The sequence below is a fragment of the Streptomyces sp. WMMC500 genome (assembly GCF_027497195.1).
Lineage (GTDB): Bacteria > Actinomycetota > Actinomycetes > Streptomycetales > Streptomycetaceae > Streptomyces.
In genome coordinates, this window is the sequence record NZ_CP114905.1 from 3,539,381 (window position 1) to 3,553,618 (window position 14,238).

The 14,238-nt window shown below is 74.4% G+C and carries 16 protein-coding genes; 3 read left to right on the plus strand and 13 right to left on the minus strand.

Features of this window, described 5'->3' with window-relative positions:
• Window positions 1-20: 20 nt before the first annotated feature.
• The 6 genes from O7599_RS14770 to O7599_RS14795 form a co-directional block, all read right to left on the minus strand.
• Window positions 21-182, minus strand: coding sequence for a hypothetical protein (locus tag O7599_RS14770; protein WP_281622622.1), 162 nt, complete (start codon window positions 180-182; stop codon window positions 21-23).
• A gap of 87 nt (window positions 183-269) precedes the next feature.
• Window positions 270-827: a tRNA (adenosine(37)-N6)-threonylcarbamoyltransferase complex ATPase subunit type 1 TsaE gene (gene tsaE, locus O7599_RS14775; RefSeq protein WP_281622623.1), complete on the minus strand. Its 558-nt coding sequence runs from the start codon at window positions 825-827 to the stop codon at window positions 270-272.
• Between the two features lie 11 nt (window positions 828-838).
• On the minus strand, window positions 839-2,152 hold the full coding sequence (locus O7599_RS14780) for an alpha/beta fold hydrolase (protein ID WP_281622624.1): 1,314 nt from the start codon (window positions 2,150-2,152) through the stop codon (window positions 839-841).
• Complete coding sequence (gene alr / locus O7599_RS14785) at window positions 2,145-3,422, minus strand: alanine racemase (protein WP_281622625.1); 1,278 nt, start codon at window positions 3,420-3,422, stop codon at window positions 2,145-2,147. Before alr ends, O7599_RS14780 begins: the two co-directional genes overlap by 8 nt.
• A gap of 47 nt (window positions 3,423-3,469) precedes the next feature.
• Window positions 3,470-5,038 (minus strand): NAD(P)H-hydrate epimerase, encoded by a 1,569-nt coding sequence (locus O7599_RS14790; RefSeq protein WP_281622626.1) that lies wholly within the window; start codon window positions 5,036-5,038, stop codon window positions 3,470-3,472.
• 43 nt (window positions 5,039-5,081) lie between these two features.
• Window positions 5,082-5,867 (minus strand): class I SAM-dependent methyltransferase, encoded by a 786-nt coding sequence (locus tag O7599_RS14795; RefSeq protein ID WP_281623392.1) that lies wholly within the window; start codon window positions 5,865-5,867, stop codon window positions 5,082-5,084.
• A 262-nt stretch (window positions 5,868-6,129) separates the two neighbouring features.
• Between O7599_RS14795 and O7599_RS14800 the strand changes: the two genes are divergently transcribed.
• The gene (locus tag O7599_RS14800; RefSeq protein ID WP_281622627.1) at window positions 6,130-6,504 is read left to right on the plus strand and encodes a holo-ACP synthase; all 375 of its coding nucleotides are present in this window, start codon (window positions 6,130-6,132) and stop codon (window positions 6,502-6,504) included.
• Window positions 6,505-6,525: 21 nt separating this feature from the next.
• Here the strand turns inward: O7599_RS14800 and O7599_RS14805 are convergent, their stop codons facing one another.
• Window positions 6,526-6,792, minus strand: coding sequence for a hypothetical protein (locus tag O7599_RS14805; RefSeq protein ID WP_281622628.1), 267 nt, complete (start codon window positions 6,790-6,792; stop codon window positions 6,526-6,528).
• A 149-nt stretch (window positions 6,793-6,941) separates the two neighbouring features.
• Between O7599_RS14805 and coaA the strand changes: the two genes are divergently transcribed.
• Window positions 6,942-7,916 carry a type I pantothenate kinase gene (gene coaA, locus O7599_RS14810; RefSeq protein ID WP_281622629.1) on the plus strand — a complete coding sequence of 325 codons (975 nt, stop codon included), beginning with the start codon at window positions 6,942-6,944 and terminating at the stop codon, window positions 7,914-7,916.
• A 6-nt stretch (window positions 7,917-7,922) separates the two neighbouring features.
• On the opposite strand, the gene O7599_RS14815 is transcribed toward coaA, so the two are convergent.
• Complete coding sequence (locus O7599_RS14815) at window positions 7,923-8,840, minus strand: hypothetical protein (RefSeq protein ID WP_281622630.1); 918 nt, start codon at window positions 8,838-8,840, stop codon at window positions 7,923-7,925.
• Window positions 8,841-9,007: 167 nt separating this feature from the next.
• Between O7599_RS14815 and O7599_RS14820 the strand changes: the two genes are divergently transcribed.
• Complete coding sequence (locus O7599_RS14820) at window positions 9,008-9,991, plus strand: DUF389 domain-containing protein (RefSeq protein ID WP_281622631.1); 984 nt, start codon at window positions 9,008-9,010, stop codon at window positions 9,989-9,991.
• A 94-nt stretch (window positions 9,992-10,085) separates the two neighbouring features.
• On the opposite strand, the gene glmM is transcribed toward O7599_RS14820, so the two are convergent.
• The 5 genes from glmM to O7599_RS14845 form a co-directional block, all read right to left on the minus strand.
• The gene (gene glmM / locus O7599_RS14825) at window positions 10,086-11,450 is read right to left on the minus strand and encodes a phosphoglucosamine mutase (RefSeq protein ID WP_281622632.1); all 1,365 of its coding nucleotides are present in this window, start codon (window positions 11,448-11,450) and stop codon (window positions 10,086-10,088) included.
• A 179-nt stretch (window positions 11,451-11,629) separates the two neighbouring features.
• Window positions 11,630-12,127, minus strand: coding sequence for a 30S ribosomal protein S9 (gene rpsI / locus O7599_RS14830; protein ID WP_281622633.1), 498 nt, complete (start codon window positions 12,125-12,127; stop codon window positions 11,630-11,632).
• A gap of 41 nt (window positions 12,128-12,168) precedes the next feature.
• The gene (rplM, locus tag O7599_RS14835) at window positions 12,169-12,612 is read right to left on the minus strand and encodes a 50S ribosomal protein L13 (RefSeq protein ID WP_281622634.1); all 444 of its coding nucleotides are present in this window, start codon (window positions 12,610-12,612) and stop codon (window positions 12,169-12,171) included.
• A gap of 314 nt (window positions 12,613-12,926) precedes the next feature.
• Entirely contained in the window at window positions 12,927-13,661 is a 735-nt protein-coding gene (locus tag O7599_RS14840; protein ID WP_281622635.1) for a GntR family transcriptional regulator, read from the minus strand.
• A gap of 31 nt (window positions 13,662-13,692) precedes the next feature.
• Window positions 13,693-14,232, minus strand: coding sequence for a UTRA domain-containing protein (locus tag O7599_RS14845; RefSeq protein ID WP_281622636.1), 540 nt, complete (start codon window positions 14,230-14,232; stop codon window positions 13,693-13,695).
• Window positions 14,233-14,238 lie beyond the last annotated feature (6 nt).

Sequence of the window (14,238 nt, forward strand, 5' to 3'; positions counted from 1 at the left end):
CGCGCGGGGGTGCGCCGGCGTTACGCGGCGTGCTGCTCCGGTGCGGTGGGCGCGTCGCCGGCCGGCTCGGGCGCCTCCCGCCGCAGCGGCGGCGGGGTGGAGACCGCCTCGGCCGCCGCGCATGCGGCGAGCAGCTCGGCGACTCCCACGGCGGGGCGCTGCTCGTCTTCCTCAGGTGCCATACGCCCATGGGACCACGCCCGCCGACCGGGGGCAACGATTTGCCGACAGCGCGTCGGCATATTTGTCGGAACGTACAGCACTGCTGTTCAGGCGCGGGTCAGCGCGGCCAGCGCGCCGTGCGCCCAGCGCTCGCCGACGCCGGTGACGGTGACGTGCCGTACGTCGGCCCCATCCGCCTCGTCGGTCTCGTCCCCCTCGTCCGCCCCTTCGGTCCCGTCCGCCGCGCCGCCCGTCCTGCGTTCGATGACGACGTGCAGCCTGTCCTCGGCCAGCTCCTCGACCTTGCCCTCGCCCCACTCCACGATCACCACCGACTCGGGCAGCGACACGTCGAGGTCCAGGTCCTCCATCTCCTCCAGACCGCCGCCCAGCCGGTAGGCGTCGACGTGGACCAGCGGCGGACCGCCCGAGACCGACGGGTGTACGCGCGCGATGACGAACGTCGGCGACGTCACCGCCCCCCGCACCCCGAGCCCGGCGCCGAGCCCGCGGGCGAGCGTCGTCTTGCCCGCGCCCAGCGCCCCGGTGAGCAGCACGAGGTCGCCGGCGCGCAGCACGGCGGCCAGCCGGCGGCCGAGGTCCTGCATCTGCTCGGGCGACTCGACGGTCAAGTGCACGGCGGTGGTGGTCGCGGCGGCGCTCATGGCACTGGATGTTAGAGGGTCCGGCGCGGCGTGCCGCGCGTGCGCCGTACGGGCCGGGCCCCCTGCTCCGCCCCGGCCCCCGCCCGGATCCGCACGCCCGCGCGGGCGAGCAGCGCGGCCAGCGCGTCGTTCACCCGGTCCGGGCGTTCCAGCGGGGCGAGGTGCCCGGCCTCCTCGACGACCTCGAACACGGCGTCCGGCAGCCGCGCCGCGATCCGTTCGCTGTGCGCCGGGGGCGTGACCATGTCGCGGTCGCCGACGAGGACCAGCCCGGGGAGGTCGCGGAAGAGCTCCAGCGACTCGCCCTTCTCGTGCAGGGCGAACGCCGGGTAGAACTCGGCGACCACGTCTATCGGCGTGCTCTCCAGCAGCCGCTCGGCGAAGCGCGCGACGCCCGGGTCGACGCCCTCGGTGCCGAACGAGTAGTGCTTGATGATCCCGGCGAAGAGGTCGGCCGTCGCCTGCCGGCCGCGCTCGGCCAGCTCGGCGCGGCTGCCCAGGGCCTTGAGGAAGCCGGGCACGAAGTGGCGTACGGCCCAGGCGCCGGCCGCGGGCAGGCCGAACGTCACCCGGCCGAGGTCCCCCGCGGAGGTGTCGAGGAGCGCGACGCCGGCCACCCGGTCGCGTACGAGATCGGGGAACTGGTCGGCGAAGGCCATGACCGTCATGCCGCCCATCGAGTGCCCCACGAGCAGCAGCCGGCCCTCGGGGGCCGCGGCGTCGAGGACAGCCTTGAGGTCGCGGCCGAGCTGCTCGATGGTCACCGGCTCGTCGCCGGCGAGCTGGGAGATGCCGCGGGCGGAGCGGCCGTGGCTGCGCTGGTCCCAGTAGACGGTGCGGACGTGGCCGCGGAGGGCGGCGCGCTGGAAGTGCCAGGAGTCCTGGGTGAGGCAGTAGCCGTGGCTGAAGACGACGGTGAGGGGGGCGGGCTCGCGGCGGCCGGCGAAGCGGCGGCGCCGGCGGCGGGCGGCGGGGGTGCCGACGGCCGTCCCGTCGGAGTCCGGGGCCGCGGGCGGGAAGTCCTCGGCGTCCTCGACCTCGTAGTACAGCTCGGTGCCGTCGTCCGCGACGGCCGTGCCGGGGGTGCCGCGGAGGGTGCCGTACGGGCCGGCGGCGTCGAGGGCCTGCCGGGCCCGGCGGCGCACGCCGCGGCCCATCGCCAGGCGCTCGACCGCCACGCCGGCGGCGGCGCCGGCGGCGAGCACGCCGATGGCGGCACCGGCGATCCCGGCCCGCCGCCCGGCCCGGGCCCAGCCGCCGGGCAGCGACGCGGGGGCGGGGAGGGGGGTGGAGGCCGGGGTGGGCAGGGGCAGGGGTTCAGTCATGGCGGGGCCCGGGGCGGTGACCGGTGGGCGGCGGAGCGGGCGGCAGGGTGGGCGAACGCTCCGCGTCCGTCTCCGCAACCGTGGCTGTGGCTGTGTCCCTGTCCATGTCCATGTCCATGGAGGTGGCATCCCCCGCCCCGCCCACGTACACGCGCGGAACGCGGGGTCCGATCCGCGTGACGACCTCGTACCCGATCGTGCCCGTCGCCCGCGCCCAGTCCTCCGCCGTCGGCTCGCCGTGGTCCCCGGCGCCGAACAGCACCGCCTCGTCGCCCACCGCCGCCGCGTCCCCGCCCAGGTCCACGACGAACTGGTCCATCGCGACCCGCCCCGCGACCGTCCGCCACTTCCCGGCGACCAGCACCGGCCCCGTACCGGAGGCGTGCCGCGGGACCCCGTCCGCGTAGCCGACGGGCACCAGCGCGAGCGTCGTGCGGCCCGGGGTGACGTAACGGTGCCCGTACGAGATGCCCAGGCCGGCCGGCGCCTCCTTGACCTGCGCCAGCGACGCCTTGAACGCCATCACGGGGCGCAGCCCGAAGTCCGCGGGAGTGCCGACCTCGGGGCTCGGCGACAGCCCGTACGACGCGATCCCGGGCCGTACGAGGTCGAAGTGGGCGTCGGGGAGGGTGAGCGTGGCCGGGGAGTTCGCCATGTGCCGCACCTCGGGGCGCAGGCCGGCGCGCTCGGCGACGGCGAGGGCGTCGCGGAAGGCGTCGAGCTGGCGGCGGACGGAGGGGTGGCCGGGCTCGTCGGCGCACGCGAAGTGCGACCAGACGCCGGTGACGTCGATGACGCCCTCGGCCTCGGCGGCGCGGGCGGCGGCGACGAGGTCGGGCCAGTCGGCGGCGAGGCAGCCGTTGCGGCCGAGGCCGGTGTCGGCCTTGAGCTGCACGCGCGCGGTGCGCCCGGCGGCGCGGGCGGCGGGCAGCAGTTCGCGCAGCGCCCACAGGCCGCTGACGGTGACGTCGAGGTCCGCCTCCACGGCCTCCCGCCACGGCCCGCCGGGCGTCCACAGCCAGCACAGGATCCGCCCCCGGTCGCCGGCGGCCCGCAGGTGCAGCGCCTCCTGGGGCGTGGCGGTGCCCACCCACTCGGCGCCCGCGGCGCGCGCGGCGCGGGCGCAGGGCAGCATGCCGTGGCCGTAGGCGTCGGCCTTGACGACGGCCAGGAACTGCGCGCGCGGCGCGCGGGCGCGCAGGGCGCGGATGTTCGCGCCGTACGCCGTGAGGTCGATCTCCGCGCGGGCGCGAAGGGGCGAGTCGGTCATCCGTGCCAGTGTCGCATTCCGTCTCGACCTGCGGCTCGGCAGCGGGTTCACACGTCGCGGACGTCGCGCCACACAGCGGGGAGCGCGTCGGGGAGTTCGTGGGCGGTGATCGGGGCGCCGGCGGCGAGGGTGCGGGCGGCGAGGCCGTGGAGGTACGCGCCGACGGAGGCGGCGTCGCGGGCGGCGAGGCCGGCGGCGAGGAGGGCGCCGGTGAGGCCGGAGAGGACGTCGCCGCTGCCGGCGGTGGCGAGCCAGGAGGTGCCGGTGGGGTTGAGGCGCACGGGGGTGGGTGCGCCGCCCGCGCCGGCCGCGCCACCGTCCTCCGCGCCGCCGCCCTCCGCACCGTCCTCCGCCGCGCGCCCGGGGTCCTCCTCCGGATCGGCGACCAGGGTGGTGGATCCCTTGAGCAGGGTCGTCGCGCCGTACGCCGACGCCAGCGCCCGTACGGCGGCCAGCCGGCCCGCCTCCACCTCCGCCCGGTCCACCCCCAGCAGCGCCGCGGCCTCCCCCGCGTGCGGGGTGAGCAGCGTCGGGGCGGACCGGCGCCGTACCCGCGCCCGGTCCATCAGCCGCAGGCCGTCGGCGTCCACCAGCACCGGCACGTCGGCGGCGAGCACCTGCTCCAGCACCTCCTCGGCACCCGGCCCGTCCCCCAGCCCCGGCCCGACGACCCACGCCTGGACCCGGCCCGCCTTCCCCGGCGGCCCGGGGTGGACGAGGGTCTCCGGATACCGCGCGATGACCGCCCGCGCCGCGGGCCCCACGTACCGCACGGCCCCCGCCCCGCCGCGCAGCGCCCCCCCGACGGCGAGCACGGCGGCACCCGGGTAGCGCTCGGAGCCGGCGACGACGCCGACGACGCCGCGCCGGTACTTGTCGCTCTCGGCGCCCGGCTCGGGCAGCAGCGCGGCGACGTCGGCGTGCTGCAGGGCCTCCAGCTCGGGGACGGCGGGCAGGTACGGGCCGAGCCCGATGTCCACGAGCCGCAGCGCCCCGGCGCGCTCGGCGGCGGGGTCGACGAGCAGGCCGGGCTTGTACGTACCGAAGGTCACGGTGGCGTCGGCGGTCACGGCCTCGCCCCGCACCTCCCCGGTGTCGGCCTCGACGCCGCTGGGCAGGTCGACGGCCAGCACGGGGGCGCGGGTCTCGCGGACGAGGCCCATGAGCGCGGCGGCGGCCGGGCGTAGGCCGCCGGAGCCGCCGATGCCGACGATGCCGTCGACGACGAGGTCGGCGCGGTCGAAGACGCCGAGGAGGGGGGAGCCCACGTCCCGGGGCCCCACCGACTCGGCGCCCTCCCCCGCGGGCACGACCCGCCCCCCGGCGGCCCACAGGGCGGCGAGCCCGCCCTCGTGCGTACGCTCCGGGCGGAGCAGCACGGCCGTCACCCGCGCCCCGCGCCGCGCCAGCCGCGCACCGGCGTACAGCGCGTCCCCGCCGTTGTCCCCGCTCCCCACGAGCAGCACCACCCGCCGCCCGTACACCCGCCCCAGCAGCCCGGCCGCCGCGGCGGCCAGCCCCGCCGCGGCCCGCTGCATGAGCGCCCCCTCGGGCAGCTCCGCCATGAGCGCCGCCTCGGCACCCCGCACCGTCTCCACCCCGTAAGCACGCCTCATCCCCCCATCCTCCCCCGCCCCACCGCCCCCCGCAGCCGGGTACTCACCGCCGCCCCACGCCCAACAGATGCGACGCCGCCGCCAGCAGCTCCGGATGCCCGTCGGCCAGGCGCGCCGCGCGCAGCGCCGCCTCGAAGGCGGGGTGCCCCTCGGGCAACGGCCGCCCCGTTTCCTGCTCGACGGCCTTGAGCTGCGACCAGCCCGGTCCCTCGACGCCGTAGACGGTGACGTCGGCGAGCCCCGCGTCGCGCAGCTCGCCCTCCAGGCCCGCCGCCGTGTGGAAGTAGGCGGCGGTGAAGCCCTTCCGGCCGGGTTCGTGGCGGCCGGTGGTGAGGATGTCGCGTACGGCGTCGTGCACGCGGTCCGCGGCGAGCAGCGTGGTGGCGGTGTGCTCGAAGACCGAGGCGTACCGGCCGATGGCGGCGGCCGCGACGAGGCCCCCCGGACGGGTGACGCGCCGCGCCTCGGCGAGGGCCCGGTCGCGTTCGTCGCGTTCGAGCAGGTGGTAGAGCGGCCCGAGGAGGAGCGTGACGTCGTACGACGCGTCCCCCGCCGGCAGCGCGCGGGCGTCGCCCAGCTCCGCGGAGACCCCGGTTCCGAGGGCGGCCTCGACGTGCCGCGGCACGGGATCGACCAGGTGCACGCGATGGCCCTCCCCGACCAGCCACACCGCGTGCACCCCGGGCCCGCCACCCACGTCGATCACGTCCGCGGGCGCCGGCGGCAGATGCCGCCGCAACAACTCCCGCGTACGCACCAGCTCCAACCGCCCGTCGGCGGTGCCGGTGAGCCGGTTCGCCTCGTCGAAGGCGGTGCCGTAGAAGTGCAGGATCTCGGGGGCGACTTGGGGCGCGGAGGTCGACGACGCCGCCCCCGCGTCGCCCGCCCTCGCGTCTGCGCCTGACGACGCCGAGGACGGACGCGGGCTGCGGATCGTAAAGGCGCTGGCCGACACGTGGGGCGTCGCGCCGCGGGGTGGGGGCGTCGGCAAGACCGTCTGGGCGGTCGTCCGGTACGGGCCCGCCGCCCAGGCCCGCGGCGGCCACGGCGCAGGCGCGCCGCGTGAGGGCGCACCGGTTACCCTGCCGCGCATGAGTGGAATCGTCGGGGTCGGCATCGATGTCGCCGAGGTGGGGCGGTTCGGGGCCGCGTTGGAGCGGACGCCGGAGTTGGCGGATCGGTTGTTTCTGCCCGCCGAGCAGGTGCTGCCCGACGGGGGGCGGCGGGGGGTGGCTTCGCTGGCGGTGCGGTTTGCGGCGAAGGAGGCGCTGGCCAAGGCGTTGGGGGCGCCGCCCGGGTTGCACTGGCACGACGCCGAGGTGTGCGTCCACGACAACGGCCGGCCCCATCTGCGGGTGCGCGGCACCGTCGCGGCGCGGGCCGCCGAGCTGGGGGTGCGTACCTGGCACGTGTCGTTGAGCCACGACGCCGGCGTCGCCTCCGCCGTCGTCATCGCCGAGGGCTGACCGCGGGCTACTGACCGGGGGCTATCTGCCCCACGCCATCCGTTCCACCGCCTCCTGCACGAGGTTCAGGTACTCCACCTCCTCGCACCGCGGCTTGCTGCCCATGCGGTACAGGTCCAGCGACTCGACCAGGTCCTCTCCCAGGTCCTCGTCCGGCAGCTCCGCCGCCAGGTCGCCGCGGACGCGGCCCGCGAACGCCTCCCGGGTGCTCCGGGCCCGCCGCCGCCGGGCTTCCACCGCAGCGAACCGCCTGCGTCTCTCGTGCCATACGGACTGCAGTACTGACATCTCGTCCCCCAGGATTCGTCTACGTATGCGGACCCTAGCCTTCCGCCCGGCCCAGGCCCAGAGGTGTGCCCCGCCCGCGCAGCCCCGCCCCCAGCCCTGCCCGCAGCCCCGCCCGCGCGGCCCGACCCGCCCCCGCGCACAATGGCTCCGTGGCCTCGCCGACGAGCACGCACAGCGCCTCCCCGTACGTCGACCTCTCCCGCGCCGAGTGGAGCGCCCTGCGCGACCGCACGCCGCTGCCGCTGTCCGCCGCCGAGGTCGAGCGGCTGCGCGGGCTCGGCGACGTGATCGACCTGGACGAGGTGCGGGACGTCTACCTGCCGCTCTCCCGCCTCCTCAACCTCTACGTCGGCGCCACCCACGGCCTCCGCCACGCCGTGCACACCTTCCTCGGCACCCCCGGCGACAGCGCCGGCGCGCGGGCCGGCACCCCGTTCGTCATCGGGATCGCCGGCAGCGTGGCCGTCGGCAAGTCGACCGTCGCCCGCCTGCTCCAAGCGCTGCTCGCGCGCTGGCCCGAGCACCCGCGCGTGGAGCTGGTCACCACCGACGGGTTCCTGCTCCCCAACGCCGAGCTCAGCGCCCGCGGGCTGATGTCGCGCAAGGGGTTCCCCGAGTCGTACGACCGGCGCGCGCTGACCCGCTTCGTCGCCGACGTGAAGTCCGGGAAGGACGAGGTCACCGCGCCCGTCTATTCCCACCTCACGTACGACATCGTCCCCGGCGAGCGGCTGAAGGTGCAGCGCCCCGACATCCTGATCGTCGAGGGCCTGAACGTGCTGCAGCCCGCGCTCCCCGGCCGCGACGGCCGCACCCGCGTCGCGCTCGCCGACTTCTTCGACTTCAGCGTGTACGTGGACGCGCACATCGAGGACATCGAGCGCTGGTACATGGAGCGTTTCCGCAAGCTGCGCGAGACGGCCTTCCAGAACCCCCTGTCGTACTTCAGCCGCTACGCCGAGGTGCCGGAGGCCGAGGCGATGGCGTACGGAGAACGCAACTGGCGCACGATCAACGAGCCCAACCTGCGCCAGAACATCGCCCCGACCCGCGGCCGCGCCACCCTCATCCTGCGCAAGGGACCGGACCACAAGGTGCGGCGGCTGTCCCTGCGCAAGCTGTAGGGGCGGCTACTTCACGGTCGTCCGCACGACGACCGGCGCCGCGTTGTTCCCCGTCTTCGGGTCGAACGGGAAGGCCGCGCTGCCGTCCCACGGCACCACCCGCACCCGGCCGGCCGCGTCCGGAACGGACCGCTCCACGGTCAGCTCGAAGGGGAAGACGACCCGCGCCCCGGGCCGCACCCTGTCCGGCGCCTGGCACCAGTACCGCGGCGCGCCCGTCCGCACGTCCGGCAGCGGCCGGCCGTCCCGGGTCATCGCCGTGCACCGCTGCGGCACGGCGGTCGCCGACGTGCCCGGCGGGACGCGGAAGTCGACGGCGGCGACCGGCTCGCCGGAGCCGAGGTTGGCGATCCAGGCGGGGCCGCGGTTGCGGAACACGAGGTTCAGCGGGAGCGCCTGGCCCACGGCCCCGGTCAGTTCGGCGCGGCGGACGAGGAAGTCCGCGGTGTTGTCCGCGCCGATCTCGGAGATGTGGAAGTTGTTCCCCGTGTCGGCGTCGGCGGTCCCGTCGCCGGGCTCGACGCTGATGTCCACGCGCTCCGCGTACGCGTGCGCCTGGGCCGTCAGCCGCAGCGGCTCCGGCAGCCGGAACGTCCCGCCCGGCTCCAGGACGCCGGGGAAGAGGCAGTCGGCGTACTCGAAGCCCCCGGGCTGCGGCGTGTACGTGCACTCGGCGTACCGGGTGAGGACGCCGAGGCCGTACGAGGCGCTGATGCCGACCCGTACGCCCACCGCCGGCTGGTCGCCGGTGTTGGTGACGTCGAACGGCACGTCCAGCACCTCGCCGGGCTGTACCCCCGTCACCGGGACCCCCTCGGGGACGCCGAGGTCGGGCCCGGAGCGTACGAGGACGTCGGTGCCGGAGGCGCCCTCCGCGCCCGCCGCGCCCGCCGGCGCGATCCCGGCGGTGAGCAGAGCGGCCACGGCCGTGCCGCCGACCGCTAAGCGTCTCAGGGCAGTTCTGCACGATCTCATGTGTTTCCCCCGTTTCCGGATTCGGACAATGAATGCTGAGATTGACTACTTAGACACCTCTCGTCGGCCCACGGTTGTACGGAATCGCCTCTAGCGGCACCCGCTAGCCTCAGCGCATGCTGCACCTGCGGATCCAGTGCCCCGCCGCCCGTACCGACGAGGTCGTCGGCCTCCTGCACAAGACCGTCGGCACCGCCCACCTCGCGGTGCTCCGCGGCGCCTCCCTCGACCCCGAGGGCGACGTCGTGCTGTGCGACGTCGCCCGCGAGGCCGCCGACCAACTGCTGCACCAACTGCGCGTGCGCGGGCTGTGCGACGAGGGGGCGGTCAGCGTCGACCACGTCGACCTGACGCTCTCGCGCCGCGCCGACCAGGCGGAGGAGGCCGCGCCGGGCGAGGCGGCGGACGCGGTGGTGTGGGAGTCGCTGGTCGAGGAGACGCACGAGGAGTCGGCGCTGTCCCTCACGTTCCTCGCCATGCTCGGCGTCGCGACCCTGCTCGCGTCCTGCGGGGTGATGATCGACAGCGCGATCCTCATCGTCGGGGCGATGGCGCTGGGCCCGGAGTTCGGGCCGGTGGCGGGGCTGTGCGTGGCGCTGGTGCAGTGGCGGGCTCGGCTGGCGGCGCGGTCGGTGGGGGCGCTGCTCGCGGGGTTCGCGGTGGCGATGGTGCTGACGGTGGTGTTCAGCGTGGTGATGGACGCCTTCGGGCTGTTCACGGAGGGCGATCTGGAAGCCGTGCGGCCGCAGACGGAGTTCATCTTCGCGCCGGACTGGTTCTCGTTCATCGTCGCCCTGCTGGCGGGCACCGCGGGCACGCTGTCACTGACGTCGTCGAAGTCGGGGGCGCTGGTGGGCGTCGCGATCTCGGTGACGACGGTGCCCGCGGCGGCCAACGCGGCGGTCGCGGTCAGCTACGGCGACTGGGGCCAGGCCCGCGGCTCGTCCGAGCAGTTGCTGCTCAACCTGCTGGGCATCGTCGTCGCGGGCACGCTGACGCTGCTGGTGCAGAAGATGTACTGGGCCTGGCACACGGAGCAGACGCTCGGTCAGCACGTACGCCAGACGCACGCGGCACACCACACGCACAAGCACCTCTGACGGCCCGGCCCCGCGGGCCCGCGTCCACCGCCCGGCGCGGTACGCGTACGGGGCCGGAGGTCCACCCCCGGCCCCGTACGACGAGCGACCGCGCTCAGCCCAGCGCCGACTTCACCACGTCCGCGAGCCGCCCCGCCACCGACCGCGCCTGGTCGATGTCGGCCGCCTCCACCATGACCCGCACCACCGGCTCCGTACCGGACGAGCGCAGCAGCACCCGCCCCGTGGCGCCCAGCTCCCGCTCCGACTCCAGGACCGCCTGGCGCACCTCCGGGGAGCTGGCGACCCGGGACTTGTCGACGTCCCGTACGTTGATCAGCACCTGCGGCAGCCGCTCCATCACCGCCGCCAGCTCCGCCAGCGGCCGGCCGGTGGCGGCCACCCGGGAGGCGAGCAGCAGGCCGGTCAGGGTGCCGTCGCCGGTGGTGGCGTGGTCGAGGACGATGACGTGGCCGGACTGCTCGCCGCCGAGCGCGTATCCGCCGCGCTTCATCTCCTCCAGCACGTACCGGTCGCCGACCGCGGTCTGGATCAGCTCCACGCCCTCGCGCTCCAGCGCGAGCTTGAAGCCGAGGTTGGACATGACGGTGGCGACGACGGTGTTCTTGCGCAGCCGGCCCGCCTCGCGCAGGCCGAGGGCGAGGACGGCGAGGATCTGGTCGCCGTCGATCTCCTGCCCGGCGGCGTCGACCGCGAGGCAGCGGTCGGCGTCGCCGTCGTGGGCGATGCCGAGGTCGGCGCCGTGTTCGACGACGGCGGCGCTGAGCTGGGCGAGGTGGGTGGAGCCGTAGCCGTCGTTGATGTTGAGGCCGGTGGGGTCGGTGCCGATGGGGATCACCTCGGCGCCGGCCCGCTGGAACGCCTCCGGGGAGACGCGGGCGGCGGCGCCGTGGGCGCCGTCGACGACGACCTTGAGCCCGTCGAGGCGGTGCGGCAGGACGCCCAGCAGATGGGCGACGTAGCGGTCGAAGCCCTGCTCGTAGCGCTGCACCCGGCCGACGCCGCCGCCCGTCGGGCGCTCCCAGGGCTCGCCGCGCTCGTGCTTGTGGTAGAGCGCCTCGATCTCGTCTTCCAGCTCGTCGGAGAGCTTGTGGCCGCCGCGGGCGATGAACTTCACGCCGTTGTCGGGCATCGGGTTGTGGCTGGCGGAGAGCATCACGCCGAGGTCGGCGCCGAGCGCGCCGGTGAGGTACGCGACCGCGGGGGTCGGCAGCACGCCGACGCGCAGCACGTCGACGCCCGCGCTGGCGAGACCGGCGACGACGGCCGCCTCCAGGAACTCTCCGGACGCCCTGGGGTCGCGCCCGACCACCGCCTTCGGGCGTTGCCCTGGCGGCTGGGCGGCGTCCGCGATGGCGAGCACGTGTGCCGCCGCCACCGACAGCCCGAGGGCCATCTCCGCGGTGAGGTCCGCGTTGGCGACGCCGCGCACGCCATCGGTGCCGAAGAGTCGTCCCACTGATCTCCTCCGAGTGCTCCCGAATGCTCAAACCTGAGCGAATACGTTCGGCTACGGACCGTAAAGAGTCCTCACGTGACCATACCCGCGGACCGTATGCCGACCATACAAGCGCGCCCCGGCGCCCTCCCGGATCTCTCCGGGGGCCGCCGGGGCTGAGCACAGTAGCAGTACGATGATCAGCGCTTGCTGTACTGCGTTCCCTTACGGGCCTTCTTCAGACCGGCCTTCTTCCGCTCGACCGCGCGGTCGTCACGGGTCAGGAAGCCGGCCTTCTTCAGCGCGCCGCGGTTGTTGTCCGCGTCCGCCTCGTTCAGCGCACGGGCCACGCCCAGGCGCAGCGCGCCGGCCTGGCCGGAGATGCCGCCGCCGGAGATGCGGGCGACGACGTCGTAGCGGTCGTCCAGCTCCAGCACCTTGAAGGGCTCGTTGACTTCCTGCTGGTGCACCTTGTTGGGGAAGTAGCCCTCCAGGGTGCGGCCGTTGATCTTCCACTTGCCGCTGCCGGGAACGATGCGCACCCGGGCGATGGCGTTCTTGCGGCGGCCGGTGCCCGCGGCCGGCTGCGGGTCACCGAAGCGGGCCGCGGCGGACTCGGTGGTGTAGTCCTCGGCGGGCGTCTCGGTGGTGTACTCCTCGACGTCCTCGACGGGCGCCTCAGCGGTGGTCTCAGCCACGATTCTCCTCAGCTTCTCTGTCTCTAGGGGTGTGGCCGGGACTACTGCGCGACCTGGGTGATCTCGTACGGGACCGGCTGCTGAGCGGCGTGCGGGTGCTCGGCACCGCGGTACACCTTCAGCTTGCTGAGCATCTGACGGCCCAGGGTGTTCTTGGGCAGCATGCCGCGGACGGCCTTCTCGACGGCCTTCTCCGGGTTCTTCTCCATCAGCTCGTCGTAGCGGACGGAGCGGAGACCGCCGGGGTAGCCGGAGTGGCGGTAGGCGAGCTTCTGGGTCCGCTTGTTGCCGGAGAGGTGCACCTTGTCGGCGTTGATGATGATGACGAAGTCACCAGCGTCGACGTGAGGCGCGTACACCGGCTTGTGCTTACCACGCAGCAACTGGGCGACCTGGGAGGCCAGGCGGCCCAGCACGACGTCGGTGGCGTCGATGACGTGCCACTGACGCTGGACGTCGCCGGGCTTGGGGCTGTACGTACGCACGGTCGTAGCCTTCGCTTCTTCAGTGGGTGTTCTCTGACAAGGTCACCCGGAGATCACGGCAGCAGTAGACCGCGCCGGCGACGCAAACCGACGGCTGATCGCTGATAAATCGTCCTGGTGGACCAGGCGTAACGGCCTCACGCGTGAGAACGAGCAGCCAATACGCACAACGAACCAGCAGGATACCGGGGCCCGCACACCCAGGTCAAAACACCCCCGCCCCCGCCCCCACCCTGAAGATCACCGCCGCCGCACCACCCGGCCCTCGCCCCAGACCGCCTCCGGCGTCTCCCGGACCCCAGCCCGGCGGGCCGTCAGCTCAGCGCCACGCGGTAGAGCAACTCATACAAATGCCCCGCTTTGACCATGATGGTCGCCTCGACGGGCCGGGCATCGTCGGAGTAGACGACGCGGAAGGTGCGGGCGACCGGCACCTCGGTGGGCAACTCGAGGCCCAGGAATTCCTCTTCCGTGGGAGGCCGCCAGGAGACCCGGTCGATCATCTCGCGCGGCGGGTATCCGCGGCTCGCCAGCAGAGTCGGTGAACCGCCCTTGATCCTTCTACGCTCCAGCAACGCCGTCCCGCGAGCAAGGTCCATGGGGTAGTACGACCAGACCAGCTCTGCCGGCTCGTCATCCAACAGCAGCAGCCGGTACCGCATGGCCGCGGTCTCGCCCGCCGCCAGCCGCAGCGCCTGGCCCACCTGCGCCGGCGGCACGACCTCCGCGACCCTGAGAATCCTGTTCACCCCGGCCTTCGACCGCTTCGCAGCCTCGGAGATCCACGCGTACGGCTCCCCCCGCCCGGCCGGGGGCATCGTGGCCACGCTGTCGACGGCCAGTTGGGGACTCTCCCGCACGTAGACCCCGCGACCTGACCTGCCGATGACGAGCCGCTCCGCCTTGAGAAGTTGTAGCGCCCGCTGGACCGTTTGGTTCGACACCTCGAACCGGGCCATGAGCTGCTCGGTGATCGGGAGCTGCGCCCCGGGAGCGAGATCGCCCGCCATGATCTCGGCTCGGATCTGCGCGGCGATTCTGTGGTGCATCGGCCGGGTGTCCATGTGCTTGGGCACCGGCTCACCCAACCCCGATGTGGTACCGGAGGTGACTGCCCCGCGGCATGGTCATCACACTCACCTCGACGGGCCGCCGATCGGCGGTATACCCGGTGCGCGTCAGCAGGAGCACCGGTTCTCCTTCGCTCAGGGCGAGGGCCTTCCGGCGTTCCGCTCCCGGAAGGTCCACGGTGACCTCCTCGCTGACCTCCTGTAGGGCATGGCCCAGCTCCGCGAGCAGCGTGACCGCACCGCCGGGGATCTTCCGCGTCTCGGCCAGTCGAGTGCCACGGGCGATGGCGGCGGGGTAGTACGAGTCCGTCAGCTCCACGGGCCGGTTGTCCACGTACATGATGCGTCGGCGGACAACGACGGCATCTCCGGCCCTCAGCTCCAGAGCATCCGCCACCGCCGGCGGAGGTTCGAGTTCCTGTACGTCAACGATTCGCTGCGAACTGCGTCGACCTGCGCGCGCCGCTTCCTCCGCCCAGGCGTCACCTCGCCCTGCCTCCCGAGGCACGACATACGACACCGACTCGGACACCCACTTCGGTCCTGCCACGGCTAC

Bases quoted from the DNA above. Each gene is read 5' to 3' on its own strand.
- O7599_RS14790 (WP_281622626.1), bottom strand. From the start codon at position 5,038: ATGAGGCGTGCTTACGGGGTGGAGACGGTGCGGGGTGCCGAGGCGGCG.
- O7599_RS14805 (WP_281622628.1), bottom strand. From the start codon at position 6,792: ATGTCAGTACTGCAGTCCGTATGGCACGAGAGACGCAGGCGGTTCGCT.
- O7599_RS14770 (WP_281622622.1), bottom strand. From the start codon at position 182: ATGGCACCTGAGGAAGACGAGCAGCGCCCCGCCGTGGGAGTCGCCGAG.
- tsaE (WP_281622623.1), bottom strand. From the start codon at position 827: ATGAGCGCCGCCGCGACCACCACCGCCGTGCACTTGACCGTCGAGTCG.
- O7599_RS14840 (WP_281622635.1), bottom strand. From the start codon at position 13,661: ATGCACCACAGAATCGCCGCGCAGATCCGAGCCGAGATCATGGCGGGC.
- O7599_RS14820 (WP_281622631.1), top strand. From the start codon at position 9,008: ATGCTGCACCTGCGGATCCAGTGCCCCGCCGCCCGTACCGACGAGGTC.
- O7599_RS14800 (WP_281622627.1), top strand. From the start codon at position 6,130: ATGAGTGGAATCGTCGGGGTCGGCATCGATGTCGCCGAGGTGGGGCGG.
- O7599_RS14780 (WP_281622624.1), bottom strand. From the start codon at position 2,152: ATGACTGAACCCCTGCCCCTGCCCACCCCGGCCTCCACCCCCCTCCCC.
- alr (WP_281622625.1), bottom strand. From the start codon at position 3,422: ATGACCGACTCGCCCCTTCGCGCCCGCGCGGAGATCGACCTCACGGCG.